The sequence below is a fragment of the Actinomadura sp. 6K520 genome, from assembly GCF_004349245.1.
Classification (GTDB): Bacteria; Actinomycetota; Actinomycetes; order Streptosporangiales; family Streptosporangiaceae; genus Spirillospora.
Genome location: NZ_SMLC01000215.1, coordinates 1 through 10,453 on the forward strand (window position 1 = coordinate 1; position 10,453 = coordinate 10,453).

9 protein-coding genes and 1 pseudogene are annotated in these 10,453 nt (G+C 75.2%); 4 read left to right on the forward strand and 6 right to left on the reverse strand.

Annotated features, from left to right (window positions below):
- From E1289_RS33180 to E1289_RS33190, 3 genes and pseudogenes are all read left to right on the forward strand, one after another.
- A pseudogene (locus tag E1289_RS33180) lies at nt 1-511 on the forward strand (ABC transporter ATP-binding protein); the annotation flags it as partial.
- Nucleotides 508-1,944, forward strand: a complete 1,437-nt coding sequence (locus E1289_RS33185; protein ID WP_131987369.1) for an ABC transporter permease subunit — start codon at nt 508-510, stop codon at nt 1,942-1,944. The pseudogene E1289_RS33180 and the gene E1289_RS33185, both read left to right, overlap by 4 nt.
- A complete protein-coding gene (locus E1289_RS33190; protein ID WP_131987371.1) occupies nt 1,941-2,726 on the forward strand; it encodes an ABC transporter permease subunit in 786 nt (261 codons plus the stop codon). The genes E1289_RS33185 and E1289_RS33190 overlap by 4 nt, the downstream gene beginning before the upstream one ends.
- Before the next feature lie 7 nt (nt 2,727-2,733).
- Here E1289_RS33190 and E1289_RS33195 read toward each other — a convergent pair whose 3' ends face one another.
- The 6 genes from E1289_RS33195 to E1289_RS33220 all read right to left on the reverse strand — a co-directional run bounded on the left by E1289_RS33195 (nt 2,734) and on the right by E1289_RS33220 (nt 9,241).
- Nucleotides 2,734-3,264 (reverse strand): FxsA family protein, encoded by a 531-nt coding sequence (locus E1289_RS33195; protein ID WP_165970709.1) that lies wholly within the window; start codon nt 3,262-3,264, stop codon nt 2,734-2,736.
- Nucleotides 3,265-3,391: 127 nt separating this feature from the next.
- Nucleotides 3,392-4,138 (reverse strand): polyprenol monophosphomannose synthase, encoded by a 747-nt coding sequence (locus tag E1289_RS33200; protein WP_131987373.1) that lies wholly within the window; start codon nt 4,136-4,138, stop codon nt 3,392-3,394.
- Nucleotides 4,139-4,143: 5 nt separating this feature from the next.
- Nucleotides 4,144-5,859 carry an apolipoprotein N-acyltransferase gene (gene lnt, locus E1289_RS33205; RefSeq protein ID WP_243713311.1) on the reverse strand — a complete coding sequence of 572 codons (1,716 nt, stop codon included), beginning with the start codon at nt 5,857-5,859 and terminating at the stop codon, nt 4,144-4,146.
- Nucleotides 5,860-6,348: 489 nt separating this feature from the next.
- Complete coding sequence (locus E1289_RS33210; protein ID WP_131987375.1) at nt 6,349-6,762, reverse strand: hotdog fold domain-containing protein; 414 nt, start codon at nt 6,760-6,762, stop codon at nt 6,349-6,351.
- Nucleotides 6,759-7,625 carry an OAM dimerization domain-containing protein gene (locus E1289_RS33215; protein WP_131987377.1) on the reverse strand — a complete coding sequence of 289 codons (867 nt, stop codon included), beginning with the start codon at nt 7,623-7,625 and terminating at the stop codon, nt 6,759-6,761. Before E1289_RS33215 ends, E1289_RS33210 begins: the two co-directional genes overlap by 4 nt.
- Nucleotides 7,622-9,241 carry a lysine 5,6-aminomutase subunit alpha gene (locus E1289_RS33220; RefSeq protein ID WP_131987379.1) on the reverse strand — a complete coding sequence of 540 codons (1,620 nt, stop codon included), beginning with the start codon at nt 9,239-9,241 and terminating at the stop codon, nt 7,622-7,624. The genes E1289_RS33215 and E1289_RS33220 overlap by 4 nt, the downstream gene beginning before the upstream one ends.
- A 270-nt stretch (nt 9,242-9,511) precedes the next feature.
- Here E1289_RS33220 and E1289_RS33225 point away from each other — a divergent pair, with 270 nt between their 5' ends.
- Nucleotides 9,512-10,285, forward strand: coding sequence for a DUF4239 domain-containing protein (locus E1289_RS33225; RefSeq protein WP_131987381.1), 774 nt, complete (start codon nt 9,512-9,514; stop codon nt 10,283-10,285).
- The last annotated feature ends 168 nt before the right edge of the window (nt 10,286-10,453 follow it).

Consider the following 10,453-nt stretch of genomic DNA (forward strand, 5'->3'; position numbering starts at 1 on the left):
CCGCTGGCGCATGCCGAGCGAGAACCCGCCCGTGCTGATGTTCGACGAGCCGGTCAACGGGCTGGACCCCGAGGGCATCACGTGGATCCGGGGGCTGCTGCGGTCGCTGGCCGCCGAGGGCCGGGCGGTGCTGGTGTCCAGCCATCTGATGAGCGAGCTGGAGGGCGGCGCCGACCGCCTGGTGGTGATCGGGCGGGGCCGGCTGATCGCCGACACCAGCGTCGCCGACCTGCTGGCGGCCGCGTCCGGCGGGCGGGTCGAGCTGCGCACCGCCGAGCGGCAGGAGGCCATGACCGTCCTGGCGCGGGCGGGCGCCACCGTGACCGCGGCGGACGCCGGCGTGCTGACCGTCGCGGGCGTGCCCGCGGAGCGGATCATCGCGCTGCTCACCGGGGCGGGGGTGGCCTTCAGCGGCATCTCCGAGCACCGGCCGACGCTGGAGGAGGCCTACATGGAGCTGACCAGGGACGCGGTCGAGTTCCAGGCCGTGGCCGGGCGGGAGGCGCGGTGACCGCCGCGACGTCGTACCGCAGCACGGTCCAGGCCGAGGCCCGCGACGGGTTCGGGCGGCTGCTGCTGGCGGAGTGGACCAAGTTCCGCACCGTCCCCCGGTGGGTGCTGGCGGTGGTGGCCTCGGTCGCGCTGACGGTGCTGGTCGCGCTGCTGACGGCCGCGGGGAGCGCGTCGTCGGGCACCGGGGAGGGCACGGCGGACCCGGCCCGCTCCGAGATCTTCGACATGGGGCACTTCACCTACCGGCCACTGGCCGGGGACGGCACCGTCGTGGCCCGCGTCACGTCCCAGGAGGGCGGCGCGCGGGCGAAGGCCGGGTTGATGATCCGCGGCAGCGCGGAACGCGGGACCCCGTACGCGGCGCTGGCGGTGACGCCCGGGGACGGCGTCCGGCTGCAGACCGGCTACCGGGACGGCGGCGCCGGCGGCGGCGCGGCGGCCCCCCTGCCGCGCTGGCTCCGGCTGACCCGCTCGGGCACGACGGTGACGGGCTACGAGTCGGCGGACGGGCGCGGCTGGCGCCGCGTCGGGTCGGTGCGGCTGGCGGGGCTGCCGCGATCCGCCCTGGCGGGCATGTTCGTCGCCGCGCCGGACGACGTCGTGGTCGAGCGCCGGTTCGGCAGCGAAAGCATCTCCGGCGAGCCCGCCGACACCACCGCGACGTTCGACCGGGTGTCGACGGCCCCGGCGCAGCCTGGCGCGGCGTGGCGCGACCGCGGAGCTCCGGGCGGGCCCGCGGGCCCGGCTACGGGAGGCCGCACCATGTCCGGGGGGACGTTCACGCTGTCCGGGTACGGCGACATCGGGCCCAACGAGTTCGCCGACGACCTCACCAAGACCGTCCTCACCGGCGTCCTGATCGGGCAGACCGCGATCGTCGCGGCGGCGGTCCTGTTCGTCACGGCCGAGTACCGGCGCCGGATGCTGCGCACGACGTTCGCCGCGAGCCCGCGCCGCGGCCGGGTGCTCGCCGCCAAGGCGATCGTGGCGGGCCTGGTGTCCCTCGCCGCGGGGCTGGCCGCCTCGTTCGGCGCGATGCTGCTGGCGGGGCCGGTGCTGCGCTCGAACGGGGTGGCGCCGCCGCCGCTGTGGGACGCGGCCGTGCTGCGGGCGGTCCTGGGGACGGGGGCGCTGCTCGGCGTGATCGCGGTGTTCGCCGTGGCGGTCGCGGTGATCGTGCGCCGCAGCGCCCCGGCGATCACGATGGTGCTGCTGCTGTTGCTCGTCCCGCAGATCGTGGCGACGGGACTGCCGCTGTCGGCGGCGCGGTGGCTGGAACGGCTGACCCCGGCGGCGGGGTTCGCGATCCAGCAGACGGTGACGCGGTTCGACCGGGCGATCGGCCCGTGGACCGGGTTCGGGGTGCTGTGCGGCTACACGGCGCTGGCGCTGGCGGCGGCGGTGTTCCTGCTCGGGCGGCGGGACGCATGAGCGCGCTGCACGCGGAGTGGACGAAGCTGCGCACGCTGCCGAGCACGATGTGGCTGCTGGCGGCCCTGGCGGGCGTCACCGTCGCCGTCGGCGCGGCGGTGGCCGGGGCGGTCGACACCTCGAACTGCGCGGCCCCCGCCGCCTGCCGGGAGGACACCGCGAGACTGGCCCTGTCGGGTGTGCGGATCGGGCAGATCGCCGCGGTGGTCCTGGGTGTGCTGGCGGTGGGCGGCGAGTACGCGACCGGGACCATCGCGGCGTCGCTGGCGGCGGTCCCGCGCCGCGGGGCGGTGCTGGCGGCCAAGGCCGCCGTGGTCGCGGCCCTGGTGGGGGTCGCCGGGTCGGCCGGGGTGCTGGCGTCGCTGGCCGCGGGACGAGGCATCCTGCCCGGCAACGGGTTCACCGCCGCCAGCGGCCACCCGCCGCTGACGCTGCTGGACGGCCCCACCGCGCGGGCCGCCTCGGGGACCGTCCTGTACCTGGTGCTGGTGGCGCTGCTGTCCCTGGGGGCGGGCACGGCGGTCCGGGAGCCGGCGGCGGCGATCACGGCCGTGCTCGCGCTGCTGTGGGTCGTCCCGATCCTCACCCGGCTCGTCGGCGACCCGCGGTGGCAGGAGCGGCTGGAGCAGCTGACGCCGATGACGGCGGGGCTGGCCGTGCAGGCGACCCGGGACCTGGACCGGCTGCCGATCGGGCCGTGGGCGGGGCTGGGCGTCCTGGCCGGGTACGCGGCGGCGGCGCTGGCCGCCGGCGGAATCCTGTTCGCGGTGCGGGACGCGTGAGACGCGGTCAGGCGCGGGGCTTGGGGTCGTCGTCCTCGACGACCTCGCCGCGCACGACCGGGCCGGGCGGCGTCTCCACCGGCTCGGGGCCGGGACGGCGGCCGAAGGGGTCGGCTCCGGCGCCGCCGAAGCCGGGCGGCGGGATGATCGTGGCGGCGCGGACCTCGGCGGCCCGCATCCGGCGCTCGGCGAACGCCGACAGCGCCCGCCGCAGCAGCGGCCGGGTGAACGGCAGGACCAGCGCGGCGCCGAGCACGTCCGTCCCGAAACCGGGCAGCAGGATCAGCACACCGCCGCCCATGACCAGCACCGCGTCACCCAGTTCCCGCTCGCGCAGGACACCGGTGCGGACGGTCTCGTACAGCGCGCCCCAGGCGCGCCTGCCCTCCCGCCGGATGAGCCACGCGCCGAGCACGGCCTGGGCGGCCAGCAGCCCCAGCGTCGGCCAGAAGCCGATCATCTGGCCGACCTGGATCAGCACATAGATCTCCAGGACCGGCACCAGCACGAACGCCAGGAGGATCAGCAGCGGCAGCATGGCTCCCTTTTCGGGGTCGGTCGAGGCCCCCTCCGGTACGCCGGGACCTCACCCTGTACAACGCGACGGCCGCCCCGTTCGTTTCCCCGGCGGGCGCCGTCTTCGGCGGGCCGGCGGCTCGGCGGGTTCAGCGGGGCGGGCGGAGCTTCGCGGCGCGGTCGGCCACGCCCCACTGGGTGATGCGCAGCGCCGCCTCGGCCATCACGTCCCGGTTCATCTTGCTGGTGCCGTGGACGCGTTCGACGAAGGTGATCGGCACCTCCACGACCCGCAGCCCCTGCCGCAGCGCCCGCAGCGCCAGGTCGATCTGGAAGCAGTAGCCGCGCGAGTCGACCTCCGCCAGCCCGATCTTCTCCAGCGTCGCGGCGCGGAAGGCGCGGTAGCCGCCGGTGGCGTCGTGCAGCGGGATGCCGAGCATCAGCCGCGCGTAGGTGTTGGCGCCCCGCGACAGCGCCTCGCGCCGCTTGGGCCAGTTGCGCACCTCCCCGCCCGGTACCCAGCGGGCCCCGATGACCAGGTCGGCGTCCTCCAGGGCCGACAGCAGCCGCGGCAGCTCCTCGGGCTGGTGCGAGCCGTCGGCGTCCATCTCGACCATGACGTCGTAGCCGTGCTCGGCAGCCCACCGGAACCCGGCGATGTAGGCCGGCCCGAGCCCGTCCTTGCCCGCGCGGTGCAGGACCCTGATCTGCTCGTCCCGCGCCGCCATGGCGTCGGCGACCTCGCCGGTGCCGTCGGGGCTGGCGTCGTCCACGACGAGGACGTCCACCGACGGGACGGCCTCGCGGACCCGCCCGGCGATGTCCTCGATGTTGTCCCGCTCGTTGTACGTCGGGATGATCACGAGCACCCGGCCGAGGTCGGCTGGGATCTCCATCGGTGTCAGTTCCCCTCGTTCGAGCCGGCGGAGTCCCTGCCGGCGCGGTTCCCGCCGGCGGAGGTCCTCCGGGCCGGCGCCCATGCCGCCGCGCAGAGCGCACCGAGCCCGAGGGCGGCGAGCACCCACTCGGGTGCGGCGCCCAGCCGGTCCGCCGGCGTCGTGGCCGTCCGCGCCGGAACGGTCGCCACCTGGATGTCGGGGACGAACTCGCGGGACCGGTCGACCACCCGCCCGTCCGGCGCGACGATCGCGCTGATCCCGCTGGTCGCGGCTACCAAGATCGTACGGCCATGTTCCACCGCGCGCAGCCGGGACATCGCGATCTGCTGCGGCGGCAGGCTCGTCCGGCCGTAGGTGGCGTTGTTGGTCTGCACGACCAGCAGGTTCCCGGCCGCCACGTCGCGGACCTCCCGGTCGTAGGCCACCTCGAAGCAGATGACGTCGCCGACCGTGACCGGGCCGAGGCGCATCACGCCCGAGCGGGTGCCCTTGGCGAAGTCGCGCGGGATGCGCTCGAACCGCGTGATCAGCCTGGTGAGGACGTCGCGGAACGGCAGGTACTCCCCGAACGGGACGGGGTGCCGCTTGACGTAGTAGTCGCCGGGGCCGCTCCGCGGATCCCAGACGATGCCGCGGTTCTCCACCTTCTCGCCGTCCGGGGTGTCGGTGAGGGCGCCGACGAGGACGGGGACGCCGACGTCCTTCACCGCGGCGTCGATGGCGTTGTACGCCTCGGGGTCGGTGTAGGGGTCCAGGTCGCTGGCGTTCTCCGGCCACACCACCAGCTCGGGCCGGGGGACGTCCCCCGCGCGGACCCGCGCGGCCAGCTCCCGGGTGACCCGGACGTGGTTGTTCAGGACGGCCTTGCGCTGGCCCTGCCAGTCCAGGCCGATGCGGGGCACGTCGCCCTGGATCACGGCGACGGTGACGGGCCGTCCCGACGTGGGGGTGGGGATCAGCGCCCCGCCGCCGGCGACGGCCGCGATGCCGGCGAGGGCCGCGGCGGCGGGCAGCAGCGTCCGCCGGGGCCCCGGGGACGGGCCGTCCCCGCCGGTGCGGGCGCGCCGGGCCCGGTGCGCGCGGTGCGCGGCGACGGCGGCGCAGGCGAGCAGCCCGCCGGCCAGCGCGGTCAGGAAGGTGACCAGGGGCGCGCCGCCCCAGGATGCGTAGGGGGTGAGCGGCGTGGCGGTCTGGCTGAAGGCGAGCCGCGCCCACGGGAACCCGCCGAACGGGACCCGGCCGCGCAGCAGCTCCTCGCCGACCCACAGCGACGCCGTCCACAGCGGCCAGGCGGGCAACCGGGTGACGAGCGCGGTCCCGGCGCCGAGCGGCAGGAAGTAGAGGGCCTGGACCAGGGCGAGGACGATCCACGCGTCCGGGCCGATCTGGCCGATGCCCTCCAGGACGGGGATGAAGAACGCGGCTCCCCCGACGAATCCGAGCCAGGCGCCGGTGCGGGCGGTCAGGCCGCGCAGCGCCAGGGTGAACAGCGCGACGCCGACCGGGGCGAGGGGCGTCAGGTCGAAGGGCGGGAACGCCAGCCACATCGCCGCCCCGGCGGCCATGACCAGCAGCGTCCGGCCCCATCCGGCGCGGCCTCCGCGCCGCAGCCGGGCGCCCAGGCGCGCCGCGCGGCCCGGCCGTTCCGGCGCCTCGCGCCCGCCGCCCGTGCGGGTGCCTTCGGCCGGCGACCGTTCCGGGAGGGTCTCCTGGGCCACGTCCCACCTCGTTCCCCTCGTTCCCTGCCGGGAACGCTACCGGGCCGCGGGCACCTCGGCGACCACGGCCGGTGCGGGGGCCGGTGCAGGGCGGGCGGCCGGGCACACGGAAGAGGGCCCGCGGCACCCGTCGGGCCGGAGACGTCCCACAGGCGGTGAGAACGAGGCTCCGTTTTCTACTGGATGCCGGGGCCCTTCCCGGGTCCAACCCCCCGCCCGATCGGGCGGCTCCGTCCGGGCACGGCTCCGGTCCACCACGCTGGTTCGGGCGGGCACGGCGGCGGTCACTCGCGTGATCCCCGTCCCCGCCGCGGCGCGGTGCCCGGCGGCGCCTCGGGCGGCCGATCGGTGAGTCCCGTGCTGGACTGCAGCAAAACTACCGGCTTCAGCCCCCTTGTCAACCACGGCATGTTCTGCGGCGACACCATGTCGTCCCAGGTCAGCGCCATGATCACCGGGTGCGGCGTTTTCCCGGCGCAAGATCGGGGATCAGCGCGGCGGGCGGCCTTGCGACCCGGGCGCGGTGACCACGACGGTCCCGGTCGCGGTGACCGCGACGATCGGGGCGGGCAGCACCTCGGCGGCGGACCCGCCCCTGTCCGGACGGCCCCGGCACACCACGCGGGCCTCGAAGTCCATGACCCGGCTGCGGGTCCCGGCGCGGGTGAGCACGGCGGTGGTCTCCAGGACGTCCCCGGCCCGCACGGGGGCGCGGAACTGCACGTCGGAGTAGGACGCGAACAGCCCCTCGTCGCCGTCGGAGCGGATGCACAGCTCCGTGGCCGCGTCCCCGAACAGCCCGAGCACGTAGGCGCCGTCGACCAGGTCGCCCGCGTAGTGGGCGTGGGAGTAGGGGATGTAGCGGCGGTGCGTGACGGTCAGCCCCTCGCGCGGCTCGCTCATGATTCGTCCTCCTGGTCGGCGGGATGCCCGGCGCCGGCGGGGCCGGCGCCGGGGTCGGCGGGGAGCAGGGCGTGCACGAGGTAGCTGGCGACCTCGGCGGGGGTGGTGCCCTTGCCGAAGATGCGGTCGACGCCGAGGTCGGCCTCGCCGACGGTGTCGAACCGGGGGCCGCCGACGACCAGCAGCGGCCGCCCCATGCCGCCGGCGACGGCGGTGGGGTACTCGGCGTGGAACGCGGCGGCCATCTGCTTGGTGTTGTGCAGGTGCGCGTTGCGCTGGGTGACGACCTGGGAGACGAGGACGGCGTCGGCGTCCTCGGCCTTGGCGCGCTCGACCAGCTCGGGCACGGTGACCTGGGCGCCCATGTTGACCACCTGGATCTCGCGGTAGTACTCCAGGCCCTTCTCCCCGGCGAACCCCTTGACGTTGAGGATCGCGTCGATGCCGACGGTGTGGGCGTCGGTGCCGATGCAGGCGCCGACCACCACCAGCCGCCGGTTGAGCGCGCGGCGGATCGCCAGGTTCACCTCCTGGGAGGTCAGCAGCGGGTACGCGCGTTCCTCGGGGGCGGGGATGGAGGCGTAGTCGACGAGGTGCCCGACCTTCCCGTAGACGATGAAGAAGGTGAAGTCGGGGCCCATCGGCTTGGCGTGGACGACGCTGGCGGGGTCCAGGCCCATCTTCCCCGCGAGCTGCAGCGCGGCGGCGTCGGCGCGCTTCCCGGCGGGGACGGGCAGGGTGAACGACATCTGCACCATGCCGTCGCCGGTGGTGTCGCCGTAGGGGCGGATCACCTGCCGGGTGTCGGCGGGCTCGGCCGGGGTGTCGGCCGGTGTCGCGGTTCCGGGGCTCTCGACCGTCATGCGGGCACCTCCTGCTCGGCCGCGCCGGCGGCGGCGTGCGGGTCCTCGGTGTCGAGGATCTCGATCGCGGGGTTGCAGTAGCCGGGGGCGCGGGGGACGACGCCGTCCAGGCCCTTGCCGCCGTCGGGCGGGCGGCGGGTGACGCCGAAGGTGCCCTCGGCGATGGCGGTGAGCAGGCCGTCGTCGCAGACGCGCTCCAGCAGCTCCACCGACTCCGACAGCACCCGCTTGGCGCGCTGGACGAGCATGCCGTCGGGCCGGGGCATGAAGTCCTCGGCGAGGTCGCCGCACGCGTCGCGGACGTAGCGGACGTTCTCCAGCGCCAGGTCGCGGTCCGACAGCCAGGGCGTGTGGATGCCCTCGGTCATCATCCCGATCAGGATGATGGACTGCCCCGTCATGACGCCCGCGAGGTTGAAGAAGGCGTCCAGCAGGTAGCCGGCGAAGATGTTGCCGGTCATGTGCTTGGTGGGCGGCATGTACTTCAGCGGCGCGCCGGGGAACAGCTCCCGGGCGAGCTGGGCGTGCGCGAGCTCCAGCCGGAACGACCCGGGGACGGCCGGGTCGATCTCGAAGGCGTGGCCGAGGCCGAGCTGGTGGTCGGCGAGGCCCGCCTCGTGCCCGAACCGCTCGTTCAGCAGCTGGCTGACGGTGACGGTGTGCGCGGCGTCGACCGCGTCGGCGGTGGTGAGGTAGTTGTCCTCGCCGGTGTTGATGACGATGCCGGCGCGGGCGTGGATCTGCCGGGAGAAGCGCTGGTCGATGAACGTCCGGCGGGGGTTGATGTCGCGGAAGATGATGCCGTACATGCAGTCGTTCAGCATCATGTCCAGGCGCTCCAGCCCGGCGAGCGTCGCGATCTCCGGCATGCACAGCCCGGAGGCGTAGTTCGTCAGCCGGACGTAGCGGCCCAGCTCGCGGGACACCTCGTCCAGCGCGGACCGCATCAGCCGGAAGTTCTCCCGCGTCGCGTACGTGCCGGCGTAGCCCTCCCGGGTGGCGCCCTCGGGGACGAAGTCCAGCAGCGACTGGCCGGTGGAGCGGATCACCGCGACGACGTCGGCGCCCTCGCGCGCGGCGGCCTGCGCCTGCGGGATGTCCTCGTAGATGTCGCCGGTCGCCACGATCAGGTAGACCAGCGGCTTGGGCGGGGCCTCCGTGTCGGGCGGCGGCAGCTCGCGCAGCAGGGCGTCGCGTTCGGCGCGCCGGCGGTCGATGCGGGAGATCCCGCCGCGGGCGGCCTCCCCCGCGGCCTTGCGGGCGAGCGCGGCGTCGGTCCCGGACGGGAGCCGGAACGCCGCCCGGCCCATCGCGGTGGCCCGGGCGAGGTCGCCGAGGGAGCCGTGCGGGCCGTTGAGCAGCGCGTCCCAGACGGGCAGGGCGACGCCGTGCTCCAGCCCGACCTGGTCGCGGACGGCGTCGACGATGTGGTTGGCCCAGGGGCGGCCCCCGTCGTCGGCGCCGGTGAGCCCGGCCAGCCGCAGCAGGGCGCGCTCGACCGAGACGGTGGTGTGGGAGCGCGCCATCTCGATGATGGGCTCGGCGGCCCGGGCGGCCAGCCGCCGGGCGGTGCGCACCACCTCGGGATCGAGGTCCAGCTTTCCCTGCGGCCCCATCGCCGTCTCCCCTCACCCGGCCGCCCACTCGGGCCGGTTCCATCAATCGTCCTTCGTACCGGGTCCTCTACGAGAGATCTTCCGGCATAGACACCATATTTCACAAGAACTGGCGGCACCCACCGCGGACTCTCCCCGGTGCACATGTTCACCTTCCCTGGCCGGGCGGTCACCTCACCTCCACGGGACGACCAAGCGAAACCCGCCGGTAGCCACCTTCGGTAAATCTACAATCACCCACGGTGATGAACGCCGCTCTCCGGGAGGGACATGATCGTTTACTGTGCGGCCGCGGCCTGCGCGGTCGCCGTCGTGATCGTCGCGAGCCGCCTGGTCCGGCGGGTCCGCGGCACCATCGACGATCCCGGCCCCGACGGCCCCACCACCTCGCACAGCGGGGCGATGCTGTCGGCGCTGTTCCTGCTGGCGTTCGCGATCGCCATCGTCGTGCCGTGGACGACCGCGGACGGCGCCCGCGCCAATTCCTACACCGAGAGCCAGGCGATCACCGAGGCGTACTGGACGGCCGGGCGGCTGCCCGCCCCCGACGCCCGGTACGTACAGGAGGGGCTGCGCGACTACGTCGGCCTGGTCCGCGGCCCCGAATGGCGGCTCATGCGGGACGGGCGGCGGCTCAGCCCGCGCGGCTGGCGGCACCTGGACGACCTGCGCCGCCATGTCACCGCCGTCGACACCGGCGACGACGACGAGCTCAAGGAGGCGCGCGGTACGCTGCTCGCCCACCTCGGCGAGATCTCCTCCGCCCGGCGCCAGCGCGCCAAGGACGCCCGGACGACACCGCCCGCCGGGCTGCTCGCCGTCACCGTCGTGACCGGCGCCGCGGTCGTGCTGCTGCCGTTCATGGCGGGCGCCCGCCCCCGCGGCATGACGCTGGTGCCGCTGTCGCTCATGGCCGGGCTGCTGGCCGCCGGGGCGTACCTGACCCTCGACATCTCGCACGTGTTCAGCGGGGCCATGGCCGTCGGCCCCGAGGCGTTCACGGCCGTGGACGGCGAATTGCGGCGCATCGCGGGAGGTGGCTGAGCGTGCGCCGCCTCGCCGTCCTGCCCGCCGCGCTCGCCGCCGCGCTCGCCTTCCCGCCCGGCGCGCTCGCCGATCCGCCCCCCGGCCCCCAGATCAGCCTGTGCATCGAGATCGGCGTCGGCGTGGACGCGGGATCGGCCGGCGGCGGCTGTGCCCCGCCGGCCACGC

Bases quoted from the DNA above. Each gene is read 5' to 3' on its own strand.
- E1289_RS33195 (WP_165970709.1), bottom strand. From the start codon at position 3,264: ATGCTGCCGCTGCTGATCCTCCTGGCGTTCGTGCTGGTGCCGGTCCTG.
- E1289_RS33190 (WP_131987371.1), top strand. From the start codon at position 1,941: ATGAGCGCGCTGCACGCGGAGTGGACGAAGCTGCGCACGCTGCCGAGC.
- E1289_RS33215 (WP_131987377.1), bottom strand. From the start codon at position 7,625: ATGACGGTCGAGAGCCCCGGAACCGCGACACCGGCCGACACCCCGGCC.
- E1289_RS33210 (WP_131987375.1), bottom strand. From the start codon at position 6,762: ATGAGCGAGCCGCGCGAGGGGCTGACCGTCACGCACCGCCGCTACATC.
- E1289_RS33225 (WP_131987381.1), top strand. From the start codon at position 9,512: ATGATCGTTTACTGTGCGGCCGCGGCCTGCGCGGTCGCCGTCGTGATC.
- E1289_RS33200 (WP_131987373.1), bottom strand. From the start codon at position 4,138: ATGGAGATCCCAGCCGACCTCGGCCGGGTGCTCGTGATCATCCCGACG.
- E1289_RS33220 (WP_131987379.1), bottom strand. From the start codon at position 9,241: ATGGGGCCGCAGGGAAAGCTGGACCTCGATCCCGAGGTGGTGCGCACC.